Source organism: Lutispora sp. QWL-02 (assembly GCF_058315355.1).
On the sequence record NZ_CM177762.1, the window covers coordinates 4,433,794 to 4,453,028 of the forward strand.

Consider the following 19,235-nt stretch of genomic DNA (forward strand, 5'->3'; position numbering starts at 1 on the left):
TTCAATTTTCATGGGATTTTCCCTTTGGTATGTCATTATGAACATTTGGACCTATTGTTGTTATGGTTTTATAGAAGCGAATTTGATATAAAAAAAGAACTGAGGCTGCTCCATGCAGTTTCAGTTCTTTTTTTATATTCCGTCCAAATTTTATTCTTTGTTATGGGCTGCTATTCACATTGGGAGAGTTCCATGAGGATATTGCCGGTACATTCAGGCTTCATAAAAATTATCCTCCTGGACCTGGCGCCTTTTTTCGGTTTATCCTCGATAAACTCTATTCCTTTGCTCTTCATGTATTCGACTGCCTTATCGATGTCATCCACTTGAAAAGCCAGATGCTGCAAGCCGTTTCCCCTGCTTTTAAGGAAATAGGCTATAGTGCTGCCTTCACCTGTCTCTTCCAAGAGCTCCAGATCTGTCTCACCTATGGGATAAAAGGCTACTTTGAGCTTTCTTTCGGGCACTTTTTCTATTCCCGTCAGGGGAATGCCCAGCACATTCTCTAAAAAGCTTCCCAACTCCTCGATATTATCCAAGGCTATTCCAATATGATCTAGACCTATAATCATCCCGCAACCCCCTCTATCCATGTAGTATATTATTATACCATATTCTTATTGGATAGGCTATCCATTGAACGGGACTTCATTGCTATTTCAGTATAAAGGGTTTGATGGTGATGCCTGTATATAAAAAAGCCCTGAGGGTCACCTTAGGAGGTATTCAACGGCAAAATTGACAGACCCTCAGAGCGGAATTAGCTTTACTCTGCTTTAGAATATTCCTTTTTCTTTTAATGCTTCAAATTCATCCCTGCTTATTCCGAGAAGCTCCGAAAGCAGCTGAGCAGTGTCTTCTCCCAATACGGGGGCCGCTTTTTTTATTTCCCCCTGGGTTTCACTCATCTTGATTGGCACTCCCGGGATTTTCAGAGGACCGGCCACCTTGTGCTCTACCTCCACTATCATGTTTCTGGCGAGGACCTGAGGGTCTTCCAGCACCTTGTCTACAGTATTTATCGGACCGTTGGGAACGCCTGCTTCATCCAATATATCCTGCCATTCCTTCACGGTTTTGTTCAGCATCTTCGCTGCAATAAGGGGCCTAAGCTCTGTATAATGATCATTTCTCGAAGGATTGGTCTTATATTCATCGATTTCAAGAAGTTCCTTTGCATCTATGGCATTGCAGAATTTTTCCCACAGTACATCATTTCCTGCCGCCACCATGATCTGCCCATCCTTGGTATCAAAGGGCTCAAAGGGCACTATAGACGGATGCCTGTTGCCTTCCGGCTTTGGAACCTTGCCTGTGACCACATATCTCGATATTGCATTCTCAAGGATGGCCACCTGGCAGTCAAGCATGGCTACATCAACCTTTTGACCTATGCCGGTCTTTTCCCTGTAGTTCAGCGCCGCCAATATTCCGATGGCAGTAAATAGCCCTGCTACAATATCTCCCATGGAGGTTCCCACTCTGGTCGGCTGTCCGTCCTTTTGACCGGTTATGCTCATTATTCCTCCCATGGCCTGAACCACTGCGTCGTAAGCTGCTCTTTTGCTGTAGGGGCCGCTGTGTCCAAAGCCCGAGCAGGCAGCATATATTATTTTAGGATTGACCTCTTTCAATACGTCATAGCCCAAGCCCAGCTTTTCCATGGTGCCCGGTCTGAAGTTCTCTGCCACTACATCCACGTTTTTGATCATTTCAAGAAAAAGCTCCTTGGCTTCAGGCTTTTTCAAATTCAAGGTCATGCTTCTCTTATTTCTGTTAAGACTCATGAAATAGGCGCTTTCGCCTTCCACATAGGGTCCGAACTGCCTGGAGTCGTCTCCTGTAACAGGCTGCTCCAGCTTTATCACATCGGCTCCCATATCGGCCATTATCATCGTAGCATAGGGTCCTGAAAGCACTCTTGTCAGATCCAGGACCTTGATGCCCTCTAATGCTTGATTCAAAATTATCCCTCCAAAATATCCTCATGCGATAAACGTTATGGTTTTAATATTTCTTTGGGAGCCGCTTTGAAACCTTTATAACGATATCCAAATATTATACACCTTATTAGTTACTGTTTAATAACAGAAGAAAAATTGGAATGAAAATGAGCCACGCAGAACCGTCTGAAACCACTGAAAAATTAATGTTTTTAGATAGGTTTTAACCAGCAATTTGAACTTTTTTAGGAAGTAACCATAATTCTTCAATTATAGCAATAAAACAAGTAGAACGAGAGGATAGTATGCTTGCTATCCTCTTTAAATTTACTACCAGCGCCGTTAGCTTTGCTTGGGTTCCCATGCTTCTAAGACCGTACCCTCTCGCACGGTCCATACCATGGAACCTTTTCATTTCTCCGTTTTTCCATTCATGACTTGCTCGCATTTTATACTTTTCTAGAAAGCCTTCTAACTTTGTAAATTTGCTGTATTCATAAAATGCTGTTGTATTTACTGTAATCTCAAGTATTTTTCTTACTTTACCTTTGTATAAACATTCCTCCCTTTTAGGACAGTTTTTACAATCCTCTTTTTTAAAGTAATAGTAGTAACTTTCTCTATCCTTTTTCTTGCTCTTTTTCTTATTGGCAGTACAATTGCCCATTTCACATGTCCATTGGTCTGAATCCTTGTTGTAACTAAATTTACTATCGTCTAGTTTATATACCGATTCGCTTACCGGAATATATGCTTTTACTTTTTCTTCTTTTAAAAAGTCCAATATGGGCTTCCTAAAATATGCCTTGTCCCCATATGCCTCCTTTATTTCAACTCCACAGTTTTTTGTTTTTTCATATAACTCTTTGAAGTCTGTTCCATCTACATAAGCCCCATCTTGTACATTTACCGCCGTTATTATTCTCTCTTCAGGTATCATTGCAAATTCAACTTTATACCCGAAGAAGCTATCTGTTTTAGATTTGCACCCTACTCTGGCATCTTTATCAACTAATGATCTGATACCCTTTTGTTCTATGAATTTGGGAGAATTCAGTATTTGTTTAGCTTCCTCAATAATTTCTACTGTTTTAGGGGCAACAGTTAAATCAACGCTTGATTCTACATTTTCAATAGTTTTTTCCAGATAGTTCTTCATAGTTTGCTTTGCTATATTATGATCTTCTATTTCCTTGTAATTAGGTATGTTTGTATCTATTTGATCTGGTACTGTCCCAATTTCTTCTCCCATGTTTTTAAATATTTTCTTAGCAAGATGTTTCATGATTCTCTCAGGAACCTTTTTTACAGTGTTAGCCTCTGTATGTGTTGCATCAATACTGATACTGCTTCCTTTAATGATGCCTTTTTCTATACATTGCCTGACTACTTCTTGAATAATATCATCCAAGGTAGTTTCCTTAAGTCTTATGGTTCTAAATTTAGCTAAAAGACTTGGATGAGGAAGTTCTTCTTCAGGATTAATTCCAAGAAACCACATATATGCAAGATTCAAAGAGGCTTCTTCAATCACCCGTTCATCTGATAAATTATATAAATACTGAAGTACTAAAAGCCTAGTCATAAGTTCGGGTTCTTTAGCTGGTCTTCCATAATACTTGCAGTAAGACTTTTCTAGTAGTTTATTAATAAAACCAAAATCCACAGCATCATTTATTAATTTTAATATATGATTTTTAGGAATTCTATTGTATAATATTGAATATAAACTTAATTGCTTAGGCTTGTTCTTAAGCATCATAAAACCCCCTTGTTTGTAATGTTTGCTTCACATTCATTATATCATACAGAGGGGGTTTTATGTTGATTCTTGTAGAATATTATTGAATATCTTACAATTTTTATTTAACGTTTTTCAGTGGTTTCGAACCGTCTCTGATGGCTCATCATTGTATGAGGCATGAACATATGCTAAAATATTTGTGGAACTATTAAAAAAATATAGTATATATTACATATATGTAAATCGAAAGGAGTCATCATTAATGCAGGTTTTCAGACCAAAATTCTTTACAATGATCAAAAGCTACAATACAGATCAGTTCATCAAAGACTTAACAGCCGGCATAATCGTAGCTATAATCGCGCTCCCTCTTTCTATAGCGCTGGCCATAGCTTCCGGCGTTTCTCCTGAAAGAGGTCTCTATACAGCCATAATCGCCGGCTTCCTGATTTCATTTTTGGGAGGAAGCAGGGTTCAGATCGGGGGACCTACAGGCGCCTTCATGATAATCGTATATGGGATAGTCACGAAATACGGTATGGACGGCCTTATAATTTCCACCATCATGGCGGGCATACTGCTCATATTGATGGGCGTGCTTCAGCTGGGAAATTTGATCAGATTCATACCTTATCCTATTACGACGGGATTCACCGGCGGAATAGCTTTAGTGATTTTTACCGCTCAGATAAAAGATTTTTTAGGAATATCTGCAGAAAACCTGCCTGCAGAGTTTATAGATAAATGGATATTCTATTTCAAAAATGTCGGCTCGGCAAATTTGAACAGCTTGATCCTGGGAATAATATGCATCCTAATAATTGCTCTATGGCCTAAACTCAATAAGAAAATTCCCGGCTCTCTTATTGCTTTGATTGTGGCTACGGCAGCGGCGTATTTCTTAAAGCTCGATGTAGAGACTATAGGCAGCAAGTATGGAGAGCTGTCTTCATCCTTGCCTATGCCTTCACTCCCGAACATAAATCTTTCTACTGTAAAGATGCTGATACAGCCTGCCGTAACCATAGCCCTTCTGGGAGGCATAGAGTCCTTGCTGTCGGCAGTGGTAGCCGATGGGATGATAGGAGGCAAGCACAGATCCAACACCGAGCTTATCGCACAGGGCATCGCCAATATTGCCTCCGGAGTCTTCGGCGGCATACCTGCTACGGGAGCCATAGCCCGCACCGCCGCCAATATCAAAAACGGCGGCCGCACGCCTGTTGCAGGCATAGTCCATAGCCTTGTCCTTCTTTTGATCATGCTCTTATTTATGCCCCTTGCAAAGCTTATACCGCTGTGCAGCCTGTCGGCGATTTTGATGGTGGTGGCGTACAATATGAGCGAATGGCGGGCTTTCAGAGATATGATAAGGGAAGCGCCCAAAAGTGATGCATTTGTGCTTTTGGTCACCTTCATACTGACTGTAGTATTGGACCTGGTAATTGCCATTGAAATAGGCATGTTCATAGCAAGCCTGCTTTTCATGAAGAGGATGGCCGATACGACTAAAGTAGACAGTATAGATGGAGATGTACACCAGTTGTCTGATGATGTTTTAGTATATGAGATGACAGGTCCTTTCTTTTTCGGTGCAGTCGATAAATTTATGGAAGTAATCGATGAATCCAGAAGGCCCTGCAAAACCCTTATCCTCAACATGAGCCATGTTCCTGCCATGGATGTATCAGGCTACAGGGCTTTGATGAGCCTATATCTGAACTGCAAAAAGCATGATATCCGCCTGATAATTTCCGATCTGCAGGCTCAGCCATACTCCGTATTGGAGAAGGCAAAGTTTATCGACAAGCTCGGAAATGAAGGGATCTGCGAAAGCCTTGCCAAGGCAGCAGAAATGGCGTCTTAGATATATGATGAGCTATCGGGACTTCCCGATAGCTCATTTTTTTAAATGCTTTTTATAAGCCTTCTTAAATATCTTGGTATATTTCATATATCAAGATATGTTCATGTTCATAACCTCACGTCTTATTTGTGATTTCATGTTAGCATTGGAAAAGTATGCTGTCAAGAAAAGCAATTATTAACAGATTTTATAGTAAAACAGCAAAATTTCGGTATTCCATATTAATGACATTTCATTTACATAAAACAATAATTATATTACTAAACATAATTTTCCCATTGGATAAATTATCATACTGCTGGAAAATAATTTTAAGGGGGTAAAGCAATTGAAAAAAACATTATCATTCCTTATCATTGCGGCTTTAGTATTATGCACCATGATTCCCGTAGCCGCCGCAGCGGGGCCCGCTGAAGGGGTTGTCAAGGACTTCTCCGGTAATTCCATAACCATCGCCGCAGATGGCAAAATCTTTACCTATTCCATAGACTCAAGCACCAAAATTTTGCTGAATAGTGCTCCTTCTTCTCTCTCAGTAGCAGCTTACAAGGGGGTAACTGTACAATTCAAGGCATCCGGTCAAAAAGCAACTGAGTTGAATTTTGCAGATATAGGCGACCAGCACCAGGGGTATATGAATATGGCAGTTATATATCCCCGCGAGATGATCACGGACACCAATACAGATTTGTACTACAGCCCCAAAACCTCCACTGCCTCGAAAACAGAAATAGGAGTAGAGGACGAAACCATATATACCGTAAGAGACTCAAAAACAATAGACCTGGGCAGCATTGACATAATAAAGGATTCATTGAAAGTGGTTCTGAATAGCAAAGAGTTAAAGGTTCTATATGATGAAGCAGCCCAATTTGATAAATCGGCAGACAATGACGAAGTAAAGATAAGCTATGATACGGAAAACGAGAACGAGCTTTTGTTAAATTTTGAAAAGGAAATAAATGAAAAAGCCGAAGAGATTGAAAAAATCCTCAAGATCAATTATAGGAAAAAAATATATAAAATCTCTGTAACTGAGCTGTATAATTTTAATCTGGATGAGAATGTGCATGTAGAGCTTAACGGTATTGAAACATCCCTGCCGAAGGCAATGAACAGAAGCAATTATGCTTACTATGTATTGAATCTGGAGGGAAAGATCATCTATATAAATTCCTTCTATCAGGATCTGGAATGTGTAATCGACAGCATACAGGACAATAAAATAAGCATATCTGTAAACACATCCGGTAAAACACCCTTTAAGGATACTTTGGCATTATCTCCGTCGGTATCAATAAACGGAGGAGCTCTGACCATAAAGGATCTAAAGGTTAAGGATGCAATAAAGCTTACCGTTGATCCTTATGACGCCTATAGGGTTACCAGCATTGTGAAATAAATAAATTTTGATAGGAGGGTTAAGCATGAAAAAGTATAGATTATTGATATCGATGCTCATGGCATTTACACTGGTATTCTCAAGCCTTGCCCCCATATGGGCGGACACGGTAAAGGGAAATGTGATTGTTGACACTCAATTTGCCGATCCTATGAGCCTGGTCCCAGGTTGGGGCACTGACACATCCACAATGGATCTCGGCAGTTTTCTTTATTCTCCATTACTTGATATGGATGAGAAAATGAATCTCTATCCGATGGTTGCGGAATCTTATTCCATATCTAAGGATCGACTTGCTTACACCGTTAAGCTTCGAAAGGGTTGGAAGTGGCATGACGGCGTTGAAGTCACTGCCGAGGATGTAAAATTCACCTATGACACCATTTTAAACCCTGATGCAAATGCCATGAGAAGAGCTGATGTCATCGATTCGAAGCTCAAGAGTATAGAGGTAAAGGATAAGTATACGGTTGTTTTTCATCTTTCAACCAAAAATATATGGTTTGAATACAGCTTAAACGATAATTATTGGCTCCCTAAGCATATACTTGGCAAGGTCCCTGTAAGGGATATTCAAAAGCATGATTATTTTCAGAAGCCTGTAGGCAACGGTCCCTTCAAGTTTGTAGAGTATACCCATGGTGAGAGGATCGTGTTTGAGCCCTATAAGGATTACCCCTCACAGTTCAAGCCCAAGACCCCTTCAGACAGATATATTTATCAAATAGTTCCTTCACAGGCTACAGCATTGTTGAAGGTGCAAAAAGGTGAGGCCAACTTCACTTTTTGTTCTGCTGCAGATATACCGGCCACAAAGAAGCTGTCAAATGTGACAGTAAAAGACTTCCCGGATGCATCTATAATGTACATTTCCTTCAACCTGAGAAGGCCCTTCTTCTCGGATAAGAAGGTGCGTCAGGCCATAGCTCATGCTATCAATAAAGATGCTTTATCAAAGGGAGTATATAAAGGCTATTACATTCCTGCCTCCTCCTTCTATCCGTCTCTGCACTGGTTCCACAACTCAAAGGTCAAAACATATGATTATAGCCTTTCCAAGGCTAAGCAGCTTTTGGACGAAGCAGGCTGGAAGGTAGGCAAGGACGGCATAAGGGAAAAGGACGGAGTAAAATTCAAATTCACTTTGCTGGCTTTGAAGGGCAATGTAGGCAGAGAAAAGACCTGCGTATTCATACAAAGCAGCTTAAAGCAATTAGGTATAGCAGTAGAGGTAAGATCCCTGGAATGGAATACGATGAATACAAAATACATCGATGCCAAAAATTACGATGCAGCCTATATATCTATGAGCCAAAGCTTCATACCCCTGCCTGCATCCGATTTTGGCAAAAACGGCACCTTCAACAGCGGAAGCTATTATAACGCTGAAGTGGAAAAATTGATTGATGTGGTAAATGAAGCAAATAGCAAACAGGAAGCAAAGGATGCCATGTTCAGGATTCAGGAAATAGTTCAGGATGAGCTTCCTATGTTGACTTTGCTATATCCCAGCAATACCTATGCTATGGATAAAAGGCTTCAGGATGTAAAGCTTATATACGGCAATTACTATCAGCCTGCTGAATGGCATGTAAACCCCAATTATTGATATAAAATCACCTATAAGCAGTGTGAGGTATGTGAGAAATCGCATACCTCTATTTAGGAGGAATCAAAATGGCCAAGTATATTCTGAAAAGAATCATTCAATCGATACCGCTATTGCTTCTCATAACTATAATCAGCTTTCTCATAATCAACCTTGCTCCGGGAGATCCGGCTGCCATGTTCATAAACCCGGAAAAAATGACAAAGGTTGATATAGAAACCATCAGGCATAACCTGGGCTTGGATAAGCCCCTCCATATAAGATATATATTGTGGCTGAAGAATATGCTCAAGGGAGATCTGGGTATTTCCTTCTTTAAAAACAGGCCTGTAATGGAAATATTGATAGAGGCTCTGCCCAATACCATAGTATTATCCTTGGCGGCAACTCTTCTTTCTGTGATCATTGCCATACCCGCAGGCATCATTTCGGCCCTCAAGCGCAATACAGGCTGGGATTATGCCTTCTCCACCATATCCTTTGTGGGAGTATCCATCCCTTCCTTCTGGTTCGCTCTTATGCTTTTATTGGTTTTCGGAGCTAAACTGGGCTGGCTGCCCATAGGAGGCATGAGAACAAATTACGAGGAATTCGTTCTTGCGGATAGATTAAGGCATCTCATACTCCCCACAATAGTCCTGGGCTTCGGCAATATGGCTGCGGATATGAGGTATATGAGAAGCGCCATGCTGGAGGTCATAAGGCAGGACTATATAAAAACAGCCCGCAGCAAGGGACTGGCAGAGAAGGTCGTTATATTCAAGCATGCACTGAGGAATGCCCTCTTGCCTCTTATAACTCTTTTCGGCTTTATGATTCCTGGGCTTATCGGCGGGGCCGCCATAACGGAATCCATCTTCGCCTGGCCGGGAATAGGGAGGATAGTTGTGGAGGCCAATTTCACCAGAGACTATCCCATAATCATGGGAGAATTGGTCTTTACTGCTGTTCTTGTTGTACTGGGCAGCCTTATCGCAGATGTGCTCTATGCCATAGCAGACCCGAGAATAAAATATGACTAAAGGAAGGAGGGCTTATACATGGCTGAACTGAAAATAAACAACAAGAAGAAGATAAATGACGTATTGGCTGCAGAGAATGCAGAATACAGCGATACCCTCAGCAAGAAGCTGAAGATTATCTGGAGAAGGCTTAAGAAAAATAAAATGGCTGTATTGAGCCTTATTGTACTGATCATACTATATTCTTCCGCTATATTTGCTTCCCTCATCGCCCCCTATGCTCCCGAAGGCACTGCTGATGATATTCTGCAGGTAGATAGATCGCCTTCCTTCAGGTCTTATGAGGATTATACCATGGAAGGCGAACTGGTAAAGTTCAGACCCAACTTTTTCGGCAGGGATGAGCTTGGCAGGGATGTATTCTCCAGATGCCTTTATGCCGGAAGGATATCCCTTTCTGTAGGTTTTGTATCCGTAGGCATTTCAGTCATCATCGGAACCATATGGGGATGCATAGCAGGTTATTACGGCGGCATGATCGATAATATAATGATGAGGATAGTAGACGCTATAATGGCTATACCTACATTCATATTGCTGGTAACGGTAATGGCTCTATTCACTCCCAACATTTTCAACGTGATGGTGGTGTTAGGTCTTACCGGCTGGACAGGTATAGCCCGCCTGGTGAGAGCTGAGTTTCTCAGCCTGATGCAGAGAGATTTTGTAGAGGCGGCAAAATGCATAGGGGCAAGGGATAAAAGAATCATATTCAGGCATGTTTTGCCAAATGCAGTCAACCCTATAATCGTTTCCGCTACCATGGGTATTGCAGGAGCAATCCTGTCAGAATCCGCACTGAGCTTTTTCGGCTTGGGAGTTCAACCCCCGACAGCCAGCTGGGGCAACATGCTTATGAATGCTCAGGAGCTCAACACTATGGTCAATACTCCTTGGAAGGCTTTTTATCCCGGGATGCTCATATTCATCACCGTATTATCCTTTAACTTCTTAGGCGACGGGCTCAGAGATGCTTTGGACCCGAAGCTGAAGCAGTAGTAGTGGGGGTGGAAAAATGGAAAAACTTTTGGAGGTTAAAAATCTTAGAACCTATTTCTATACCGAAGACGGAGTCATACCTGCCGTAGACGGCGTAGATTTTTATATAAAACCCGGTGAAACCCTTGGAGTAGTAGGTGAATCAGGGTGCGGAAAGAGTGTCACCTCTACCTCCATACTAAGGCTTGTACCCGATCCTCCAGGTAAAATCTTGGAGGGAAGCCAAGTTAACTTTGCCGGAAAAGATATTTTAGCTTTGCCGGAAAGTGAAATGAGAAAAATTAGAGGCAATGATATATCCATGATTTTTCAAGAGCCTATGACCTCTCTAAATCCTGTCTTCAGAATAGGAGATCAAATAGGTGAAGTGCTTCTTCTGCATCAAGGGATGAATAAAGCACAAGCAAGAACAAAGGCCGTAGAGATGCTGAAGCTGGTAGGTATACCGCGGCCGGAAAAGGTAGTGGATGATTTCCCTCACTCCTTAAGCGGCGGTATGAGGCAAAGAGCTATGATAGCCATGGCCATGGCCTGCAATCCCAAGCTATTGATTGCAGATGAGCCTACCACTGCCCTGGACGTGACTATACAGGCCCAAATACTTGAGCTTATGAACAAGCTGAAAAAGGAGACCAATGCTTCCATAATGCTTATAACCCATAATCTGGGGGTAGTAGCAGAAACCTGCCAGAGAGTTGTAGTGATGTATGCGGGCAAAATTGTAGAAGAAGGAGATGTCTATTCCATATTTGAAAATCCTAAACATCCCTATACTGTTGGATTGCTGAATTCCATCCCTTCCGTAGAGGTCAGACAGAATAAACTGGAGTCAATACCCGGCGTAGTGCCTAATCCTCTCAATATGCCTAAAGGCTGCAGATTTGAACCAAGATGCAGCAAGGCTATGGATATATGCAGGAATAATCAGCCAAAGCTATCTGTCCTAGGCGAGGAGAGAACTGTGAGATGCTTTTTATATAGTCAGGAAACAGAGTAAGGAGATTTGAATTATGGATAATTTATTAGAAGTTAAAGGCCTTAAAAAGTACTTTCCTATTAAGGGAGGTTTCTTCGGTAAAACAGTAAATCATCTTAAGGCAGTCAATGATATAAGCTTTTCCATAAAAAGAGGCGAAACCCTGGGCATAGCCGGAGAATCAGGCTGCGGCAAATCCACTGCCGGAAGAGCTATACTGAGGCTTCATGAGCCCACTGCCGGGAAAATATATTTTGAGGACCAGGAAATTACCTTGCTGGATAAGGAGGACTTGAGAAAAAAGCGTATAGAAATGCAGCTTATATATCAAGATCCTTATTCTTCCCTCAATCCGAGGATGACGGTAGGGGATATCATAGGTGAGCCCTTTGAGGTCTACGAGAAAATGTCTTCAAAGGACAAGATGGATAAGGTAAAGGAGCTTCTTAATATGGTGGGGTTGAGCCCCTACCATGTGAGAAGATATCCTCATGAATTCAGCGGAGGTCAAAGGCAAAGGATAGGAATAGCCAGAGCGATAGCTCTGAAGCCCAAGTTTATCGTTGCCGATGAGGCCGTTTCAGCTCTGGATGTATCCATACAGGCTCAGGTAATAAACCTTTTTGAGGAGCTCCAGGAAAAACTGAACCTCACATATATGTTCATATCTCATGATTTGAGCGTTGTAAAGCATATATCGGACAGGATAGGTGTCATGTACCTGGGTAAAATCGTTGAACTGGCTGATTCGGAGGAGCTGTTCAGCCATGCCCTGCACCCTTACACCAAAGCGCTTCTGTCTGCCGTTCCCATAGCCAATCCAAGGCGCTTAAAGGACAGGGTCATACTCCAGGGAGATGTGCCCAGCCCCGTGAACCCTCCTTCAGGCTGTGTATTCCATACCCGCTGCAGCTTTTGCATGGATATATGCAAAAATATTGTGCCGGAATTCAAGGATGCCGGCAATGGCCATTATTTAGCATGTCATCTGGTAAAATGATATAAAAAGGGGCTGCTGCAAACGGATTCAGCCTGTCATTCCCAAGGAGCAAAGGGACTGAATCTTTTTATTGCAATGTCTTAAAGATTCTTCGCTGTGTTCAGAATGACAAAATAGGAATTTTGCAGCAGCTTCTTTCTCATACCCGGGGTTTGCTGCTCATCTCCAGCAGCTTTTGCTTTATCGGAGCCGCTTCATCTTCATTTGCCAGCACTATCAAATCATCGCCGGAGCAAAGCACAGTGCCGCCTTTAGGAATTATCTCCTTATTCCCTCTCCTTATGCTGACGATAAGACAGCTCTTAGGCAGTTCCAGTTCCTTCACCTTTTTGCAATCCATGGAGGAGTCTAGAAAAACCGGTATTTCCAGCATAACCTTATCCTTGCTTTCAGTTTCCGGCTCATGCTTTCCATGGTTTTTCAGCAGCCTCTCCAGCAAGGATTCATAAATCGGCTCCGATTTGAGCAAATCTGCAGTCGCATAGGCCACAATGCTTACAAGGCTCAAAGAAAGCAGGTGCGATAAGGAGCCTGTCATCTCCGTGATCAAAATGCTTCCTGTTATGGGCGCTCTCACTATGGCCGTGAAATACCCTGCCATCGCCAGGATTATGAAATTGCTGATATATTCGTGTTCAAAGCCTAAAAGGCTTGTCAAAGCGTTTCCATAGATGGCTCCTGTCAGAGCACCCAAAACCAGGAGCGGGAAAAAAATGCCTCCCGGTGCTCCCGACCCAAAGCTCAGCATCGAAAAAGCAAACTTTACGGTCAAAACCACCAGCATCATTTTCATTGTATAGCTTCCTTGGATCAGAGAATCAATAATGGGATGTCCTCCTCCAAGAACCTGCGGGAGAAGGAGGATGAGAAAGCCTGCCGCAATAAACGGTATCACAGGCCTGTACTGCATGGGAAGCCATTTCTGCTTGGCATACAGGCTCTGGGTTTTTAACAGGACCTTATTATATAGAGCGCCGCATAAACCGGCTATGATTCCTAAAATGATTATATAGCCATAGCTTTCAAGGGGCAGGGGTGAAATCCTCCGGAAGTTGAAAACCGGCTTAAGCCCATAAAAATGTTTTGAAATAAAATCGGCGGTCAGGGAAGCCGACATGGCGGACAGCAGTATCAGCGGCGAGAAATGCCTGTGAAGCTCCTCCAGAGAAAACATCACTCCCGCCAAAGGAGCATTGAAGGCTGCTGCCAGACCTGCGCTGGCTCCGCTTGTGATCAAGTATTTCTCTTCAACCTTAAGCCTTTTAAACAATCTGCTCACGCCTTGGCCCGCTGCAGCTCCCAGCTGTATGGACGGGCCTTCTCTTCCCAGGGACAGTCCGGAGCCTATAGCTATAACGCTGCCTGCAATCTTTCTTATCATTACCGACAGCCAATTCATTTCAAGCCTTCTTTGCAGCACGCCTTCTACCTGGGGAATGCCGCTGCCGCTTATAAGAGGCTCTTTTTTCACCATATATCCTACTATCACGCCGGATACTATTAAAACAGCAAACCATATCGGAATAAACTTCGGGTTTGCAGAAATCAGATCTGAAATGCCATGCCTAAGCTCCTCAGCTTTTTCTAATGCGATCCTGTAAAAAACAACTAAAAAGCCGGAAAAGACGCCTACAAGGACGCCTTCTGCCATGAGCTTGAGCTTGAAGCTTCTTCCATGAGCTAAAATAGAGTAGATTCCTTTCTTGTCATTCATATGTATCGTCTCCATTAATCTTTTGAACTTCGTATCATTTACTTATAATGAGTTAATTATATCATAAATCAATGGAACAAAAAATAAAGGTTTTTACCCTTGTTTGGAGAATTATATATTTGGCAATAAATAGAATTTTCAAAATATATATTTGTATGTTATATATGTATGATATTCAATTTTAGCTTTATATCAGAGCTTTTCAATAAGAAAAGATTATCTAAATAAAGAGGGGTGGTAAAGATGAACTGCAGCTATGGGGGGTACATGGGAAGAGTGCTGAAGATAAACCTGACCGAAAGGAAGATTGAAGACTATCCATGGACCGACAGGGATAGAGAAATGTATTTGGGCGGGAAGATCATGGCGGCTAAAATCCTTTATGATAATTTGGGTGTTGAGGTTGAGCCTTTATCTCCGGATAATTATTTGGCGATCACGACAGGCCCCCTCACAGGATCGGGAGCCCCAATGTCCAGCAGATTCAACATCTCCACTCTTTCTCCTCTTACAGGCCTCATCGCTTCTTCAAACTGCGGCGGCAGCTTCGGGTTGGCGCTAAAAAAGGCCGGCTATGATGGGCTGATCATAACGGGAAAAGCTGCTCATCCTATTTGGATCGAGCTCAGTGAAGGTCAGGTTTCCTTTCATGAGGCTGATGCCCTATGGGGCAAGACCACCGATGAGACACAGGAAGCCCTGGGAAAGGACGGAGGTAAAATAGTCATAGGCCCTGCCGGAGAAAACCTGGTAAAATATGCGGGGATATTCAGCGACGAACGCACTGCAGGAAGGGCCGGAGTCGGTGCGGTCATGGGCTTTATGAATCTCAAAGCCATAGTGGCCAAGGGCAGCAAAAGACCGGAAGTAAAGCAGCCGGAGAAAGCAAAGAAAGTTTTCAGCGAATGGATAAAGCTTCTGAAATCTAATCCACTGACGGGAGAGCAGCTTCCCAAGCTGGGCACCGCGGGCCTTGTTTCCAGCATGAATGCCCATAACATATTGGCGACCAGAAACTACAAATATGGAAGATACGAGGACTTTGAGCTGGTTTCCGGCGAATACCTGGCGGAAAAGCATCTCGTAAAGAACAAGGGATGCATGACATGTCCCATCCAATGCGGAAGGCTTGTAGAGGTTGACGGTAAAAGGGTAAAGGGGCCCGAGCTTGAAACCATCGGCCTATTGGGACCAAACATTGAAAACAACAACCTTGAGTTGATTTTGAAATGGAATCTGCTCCTTGACAAGCTGGGCATGGATACTATCAGCACGGGAAGCACCGTTGCTTTTGCTATGGAATTGAATGAGAAAGGGCTATGGGACAATGGACTGGAATTTGGAAAAACAGAAAACCTGTCCAAATTATTCGAAGATATAGCCTATAGAAGGGGCATAGGCGATCTGCTTGCCGAGGGCACCAAAGCCCTGGCGGAAAAATTCGGCGGAGAGGACTTCGCCATCAACTCCAAAGGCCTCGAATTGGCCGCCTACGAGCCAAGAAGTGCTGTAGGCCAGGGCTTGGGCTATGCTGTGGCCAACAGGGGAGGCTGCCATTTGAATGCAGGGTATCTGGCCCTTTTCGAAGGGTTGGGCTTGAATATAGATCCTTATACTACAAAGTCAAAGGCGGTCTTGACGGTTTTATCACAAAATCTGATGGAAGCCGTATCCGCAGGGGGAAATTGTCTTTTTTCCCTATATGCCATGATACCCGGGACTTTGGTTAGGAAACCTTACAGTATTCTCACACGGGCAGTGAACAAATCCATACCTCATTTGGGCGGGATCCTTAATATGATAAATAAGTCGGGAGAAAATGCATTGCCTGTACATCTGTCTATGATCCCTCATACCAAAGCTCTGGAAGCCGTAACGGGAATGAAGATGAATTTCGGCAAGCTGAAGACAATAGGAGAAAGGGGCTACAATCTGGAGAGAATGTTCAATCTGAGACGGGGATTGACCAAGAAGGATGACAATTTGCCCAAAAGGCTTACCCATGAGCTTAAGGATAGTGAAAACTTAAAGAGCAGAGTGCCTTTGGAGAGCCTTGTAGAGGATTACTATAAGGCCAGAGGCTGGAGCAGCAAAGGAGTTCCCCATGCAAAAACCTTGAAAAGGATCAAAATGCAGGAGGTGAGCCCGGGTGATTAATGTAAGATTTTTCGGTATGATCAGAATGAAAATCAAGAAAAGCTCCCTTGAGGTTGAAGCTCACAGCGTATCTGAGCTTCTGAAGAAAATATCTGTGATGTTCGATGAGATAACGCCGGGAGATTTAAAAAACTGCATCATATATGTAAACGGCACCGATATCGTCAAGCTGAAGCTTTATGGCACGGCTTTGAAGGAAGGGGATGAGGTTCAGATATTTTCTCCTGCGGCCGGCGGCTAAGCGCAGCTTAGTTGTCATCCTGAAGGTTTTGCCTGAAGGATCTTATTTGAGATTCTTCAGGCGCTTTGCTCCTTCAGAATGACTGATTCCGTTTATCACTGAATGAAGCCTCGTTTATCTGCGGTTCACTATTTCTTCCACTATAAAGGATGCCACATCATCTGCATAGGTGCCTGCACCGAAACCCGCATCATAGCCCAGCTCCTTTGCCAGCTCATGGGATATCCTGGGCCCGCCGCAGCAGACTATGAATCTGTCCCTCAACCCCTCGGCTTCAAGCAATTCAATGAGGTTAGTGAGATTTTGTATGTGGACATTTTTCTGAGTTACGGTCTGAGATACCAGGAGAGCATCTGCATTGAGCTCTACAGCTTTCTGGATGAACTCCTCATTGGTCACCTGGCTGCCCAGGTTGTGGGCCTCTATCATCTCATACCTTTCCAGGCCGTAATGTCCTGCATAGCCCTTCATGTTCATTATGGCATCTATTCCTACGGTGTGGGCATCAGTACCTGTTGAGGCACCGATCACCACCACCTTTCTCCCGATGTTGTCCTTGATGTATTGGTCTGTTTCTTCCATGGACATGGTTGTAGATTCAACCTTTGTGACCTTGATATTGGTAATGTCTATAGTGTGGCTGCAGCTTCCGTATACTACAAAGAACGCATAGCCTACGCCCAGGTCTTGGGTGAGAACCACATTGGGCTCCTCTATGCCCATCTTCATGGCATAGAGCTTCGCGGCTTCCCTGCCTGCTTCATCCGCCTTGATGGGCAGTGTAAAGCTGAGCTGCACCTTTCCATCGTTCATCGTATCCCCATAGGGTCTTACCCTGGCAGGGTCAAAGGTAGTATCATGATCTCTCTTATTGCTTGAATATAATCCTGAACTCATTCTTCTGCCTCCTCTCAGCTATTTATGAGCATCAAGGGTATAAAGGGGTTTATATATTTTTCGTCTTTCATGACTACGCCATCCAAACCCTTTCCGCCTGTCCTGCTTCTCTTCACTCCCCCGAACTTGCCTTGCTCAATGGTTGCAAACAAACCTTCTTCTTCTATCTGAGCCAGCATATCGGCCGCTTTTTGCAATGTCTCTGCAGCTCTGGTCTGAATCATTCCGCCTTCTTTGAATTCAACCTCATCGCCTATATTTCTCATATTGTTGAAGATATATCTGGCATTTTCTATGGACAGAGCCCTGTCAGACATAAAGGGAGTGTGTATGGCCTCCGTCATCATGCCCAGGAGCTGCAAGCCCTGGTGAGTCCATATGGATATCATGTTGAAAAGAGCATCCTGGAGATGGCCCCTAAATATATTGCCCGTCATGAACTTGGTAGGAGGCATGTACTTCAGCGGAGCCCTTGGGAAAATCTCCCGGGCCATCTGAGCCTGGGCCAATTCCATGAGGAAGCCGTTTTCTACATTGGGGTCCATTTCGAAGGCATGGCCCAGGCCCATTTGTTCCTCGGGCAAGCCTGCCTTCAACGCCAGCTGCTCGTTCATAAATTGGGAAGCCAATACGGTATGGGCCTCCTCCACCGCATCTGCAGTTGTGAGGTAGTTATCTTCACCTGTATTGATTATTACTCCTGCAAAACCGTTTATTGTTCTGGAGAAAAATTGGTCAACAAAGGTTCTCTGCATGTTTATATCCCTGAAAAGTATGCCGTATAGGGCATCGTTTAACATTACATCCAGCCTCTCCAAAGCTCCCATTGCTGCGATCTCGGGCATGCAGAGCCCGGAGCAGTAATTGCAAAGCCTTATATACCTGCCTACTTCCTCACCTACTTCGTCCAGAGCCTTTCTCATTATCCTGAAATTTTCCTGAGTTGCATAGGTACCTCCAAATCCCTCAGTAGTGGCACCGTAAGGTACATAGTCCAGGAGGCTCTGGCCTGTGGTCCTTATAACGGCGATTATGTCTGCACCCTGCCGGGCTGCAGCCTGAGCCTGGATTACGTCTTCGTATATGTTGCCTGTGGCAACTATTACATAGAGGTATGGCCTTGGGCCTTCTCCAAGGGTAGACAGGTATTGGTCCCTTCTTGCCCTGTTTTTCTTCACTCTTTCTACAGAGCTCCTTGCCATTTCTTCAGCCTTGGCTTTTATCTCTGCCTCAGGCTTTAAAGGCAGCTTGGTTATATCCAGCTCTCCTGCTGCGATTTTTTCGCCTATTTGCTGAGGGGTAAGATCCGTATTGAGTACCGCATTGGCCATGAAATATGCGATTCCGGCAGACAGACCTCCGGCCTTTTTCAAGTTGTCTATTATTATATTAGGCAGAGGAGTTCCTATTTCATCTGTGCCGTCTACGCCGTAAAGCCTTAGAATAGTTCTCTCCACTGTAACAGTGGTGTGTTCATCTACAAATCTCTGAACTTCCTCTGCGATATTTCTTGCGGAGCTTCTCGCCTTGTCTATCAAGCTTTGATTCAAGTTCAACTTGCTCATGTTTTACCTCCTTATATGAGTATTGGGGGATTCCTCACGGGTCAGTCACTAGTCTCTAGTCGCCAGTCGCTAGAATTTGGGTATGCCGCTGGGGCTAGG

At 43.5% G+C, this 19,235-nt stretch carries 15 protein-coding genes; 9 read left to right on the plus strand and 6 right to left on the minus strand.

What is annotated here, in order from left to right:
* Positions 1 to 170: 170 nt before the first annotated feature.
* The 3 genes from mce to AC4HCY_RS20830 all read right to left on the minus strand — a co-directional run bounded on the left by mce (position 171) and on the right by AC4HCY_RS20830 (position 3,702).
* Positions 171 to 572: a methylmalonyl-CoA epimerase gene (gene mce, locus AC4HCY_RS20820; RefSeq protein WP_323433666.1), complete on the minus strand. Its 402-nt coding sequence runs from the start codon at positions 570 to 572 to the stop codon at positions 171 to 173.
* Positions 573 to 776: 204 nt separating this feature from the next.
* Positions 777 to 1,964: a CaiB/BaiF CoA transferase family protein gene (locus AC4HCY_RS20825; protein ID WP_323433665.1), complete on the minus strand. Its 1,188-nt coding sequence runs from the start codon at positions 1,962 to 1,964 to the stop codon at positions 777 to 779.
* A gap of 202 nt (positions 1,965 to 2,166) precedes the next feature.
* Positions 2,167 to 3,702 carry an IS1182 family transposase gene (locus tag AC4HCY_RS20830; protein ID WP_491096071.1) on the minus strand — a complete coding sequence of 512 codons (1,536 nt, stop codon included), beginning with the start codon at positions 3,700 to 3,702 and terminating at the stop codon, positions 2,167 to 2,169.
* A gap of 247 nt (positions 3,703 to 3,949) precedes the next feature.
* Here AC4HCY_RS20830 and AC4HCY_RS20835 point away from each other — a divergent pair, with 247 nt between their 5' ends.
* The 7 genes from AC4HCY_RS20835 (at position 3,950) to AC4HCY_RS20865 (ending at position 12,562) form a co-directional block, all read left to right on the plus strand.
* The gene (locus AC4HCY_RS20835; RefSeq protein ID WP_491095079.1) at positions 3,950 to 5,554 is read left to right on the plus strand and encodes a SulP family inorganic anion transporter; all 1,605 of its coding nucleotides are present in this window, start codon (positions 3,950 to 3,952) and stop codon (positions 5,552 to 5,554) included.
* A 328-nt stretch (positions 5,555 to 5,882) separates the two neighbouring features.
* Complete coding sequence (locus AC4HCY_RS20840; protein WP_491095080.1) at positions 5,883 to 6,956, plus strand: hypothetical protein; 1,074 nt, start codon at positions 5,883 to 5,885, stop codon at positions 6,954 to 6,956.
* Positions 6,957 to 6,981: 25 nt separating this feature from the next.
* Positions 6,982 to 8,565, plus strand: a complete 1,584-nt coding sequence (locus AC4HCY_RS20845) for an ABC transporter substrate-binding protein (protein WP_323433662.1) — start codon at positions 6,982 to 6,984, stop codon at positions 8,563 to 8,565.
* Between the two features lie 68 nt (positions 8,566 to 8,633).
* Entirely contained in the window at positions 8,634 to 9,587 is a 954-nt protein-coding gene (locus tag AC4HCY_RS20850; RefSeq protein WP_323433661.1) for an ABC transporter permease, read from the plus strand.
* 18 nt (positions 9,588 to 9,605) lie between these two features.
* Complete coding sequence (locus AC4HCY_RS20855) at positions 9,606 to 10,586, plus strand: ABC transporter permease (protein WP_491095081.1); 981 nt, start codon at positions 9,606 to 9,608, stop codon at positions 10,584 to 10,586.
* A 16-nt stretch (positions 10,587 to 10,602) separates the two neighbouring features.
* Positions 10,603 to 11,583, plus strand: a complete 981-nt coding sequence (locus AC4HCY_RS20860; RefSeq protein ID WP_491095082.1) for an ABC transporter ATP-binding protein — start codon at positions 10,603 to 10,605, stop codon at positions 11,581 to 11,583.
* 13 nt (positions 11,584 to 11,596) lie between these two features.
* A complete protein-coding gene (locus AC4HCY_RS20865; protein ID WP_491095083.1) occupies positions 11,597 to 12,562 on the plus strand; it encodes an ABC transporter ATP-binding protein in 966 nt (321 codons plus the stop codon).
* A 139-nt stretch (positions 12,563 to 12,701) separates the two neighbouring features.
* On the opposite strand, the gene AC4HCY_RS20870 is transcribed toward AC4HCY_RS20865, so the two are convergent.
* Positions 12,702 to 14,276 (minus strand): ClC family H(+)/Cl(-) exchange transporter, encoded by a 1,575-nt coding sequence (locus AC4HCY_RS20870; protein ID WP_491095084.1) that lies wholly within the window; start codon positions 14,274 to 14,276, stop codon positions 12,702 to 12,704.
* Between the two features lie 243 nt (positions 14,277 to 14,519).
* On the opposite strand from AC4HCY_RS20870, the gene AC4HCY_RS20875 reads away from it, so the two are divergent.
* On the plus strand, positions 14,520 to 16,433 hold the full coding sequence (locus AC4HCY_RS20875) for an aldehyde ferredoxin oxidoreductase family protein (protein WP_491095085.1): 1,914 nt from the start codon (positions 14,520 to 14,522) through the stop codon (positions 16,431 to 16,433).
* Positions 16,426 to 16,674 carry a MoaD/ThiS family protein gene (locus tag AC4HCY_RS20880; RefSeq protein ID WP_491095086.1) on the plus strand — a complete coding sequence of 83 codons (249 nt, stop codon included), beginning with the start codon at positions 16,426 to 16,428 and terminating at the stop codon, positions 16,672 to 16,674. The genes AC4HCY_RS20875 and AC4HCY_RS20880 overlap by 8 nt, the downstream gene beginning before the upstream one ends.
* 114 nt (positions 16,675 to 16,788) lie before the next feature.
* On the opposite strand, the gene kamE is transcribed toward AC4HCY_RS20880, so the two are convergent.
* Positions 16,789 to 17,571, minus strand: a complete 783-nt coding sequence (gene kamE, locus AC4HCY_RS20885; protein WP_323433654.1) for a lysine 5,6-aminomutase subunit beta — start codon at positions 17,569 to 17,571, stop codon at positions 16,789 to 16,791.
* A gap of 14 nt (positions 17,572 to 17,585) precedes the next feature.
* Complete coding sequence (kamD, locus tag AC4HCY_RS20890; protein WP_323433653.1) at positions 17,586 to 19,136, minus strand: lysine 5,6-aminomutase subunit alpha; 1,551 nt, start codon at positions 19,134 to 19,136, stop codon at positions 17,586 to 17,588.
* Positions 19,137 to 19,235 lie beyond the last annotated feature (99 nt).

Excerpts from the sequence above, each read along its gene's own strand:
- mce (WP_323433666.1), bottom strand. The coding sequence starts at position 572 with ATGATTATAGGTCTAGATCATATTGGAATAGCCTTGGATAATATCGAG.
- AC4HCY_RS20830 (WP_491096071.1), bottom strand. The coding sequence starts at position 3,702 with ATGCTTAAGAACAAGCCTAAGCAATTAAGTTTATATTCAATATTATAC.
- AC4HCY_RS20835 (WP_491095079.1), top strand. The coding sequence starts at position 3,950 with ATGCAGGTTTTCAGACCAAAATTCTTTACAATGATCAAAAGCTACAAT.
- AC4HCY_RS20845 (WP_323433662.1), top strand. The coding sequence starts at position 6,982 with ATGAAAAAGTATAGATTATTGATATCGATGCTCATGGCATTTACACTG.
- AC4HCY_RS20850 (WP_323433661.1), top strand. The coding sequence starts at position 8,634 with ATGGCCAAGTATATTCTGAAAAGAATCATTCAATCGATACCGCTATTG.
- AC4HCY_RS20855 (WP_491095081.1), top strand. The coding sequence starts at position 9,606 with ATGGCTGAACTGAAAATAAACAACAAGAAGAAGATAAATGACGTATTG.
- AC4HCY_RS20860 (WP_491095082.1), top strand. The coding sequence starts at position 10,603 with ATGGAAAAACTTTTGGAGGTTAAAAATCTTAGAACCTATTTCTATACC.
- AC4HCY_RS20865 (WP_491095083.1), top strand. The coding sequence starts at position 11,597 with ATGGATAATTTATTAGAAGTTAAAGGCCTTAAAAAGTACTTTCCTATT.
- AC4HCY_RS20870 (WP_491095084.1), bottom strand. The coding sequence starts at position 14,276 with ATGAATGACAAGAAAGGAATCTACTCTATTTTAGCTCATGGAAGAAGC.
- AC4HCY_RS20875 (WP_491095085.1), top strand. The coding sequence starts at position 14,520 with ATGAACTGCAGCTATGGGGGGTACATGGGAAGAGTGCTGAAGATAAAC.
- kamE (WP_323433654.1), bottom strand. The coding sequence starts at position 17,571 with ATGAGTTCAGGATTATATTCAAGCAATAAGAGAGATCATGATACTACC.
- kamD (WP_323433653.1), bottom strand. The coding sequence starts at position 19,136 with ATGAGCAAGTTGAACTTGAATCAAAGCTTGATAGACAAGGCGAGAAGC.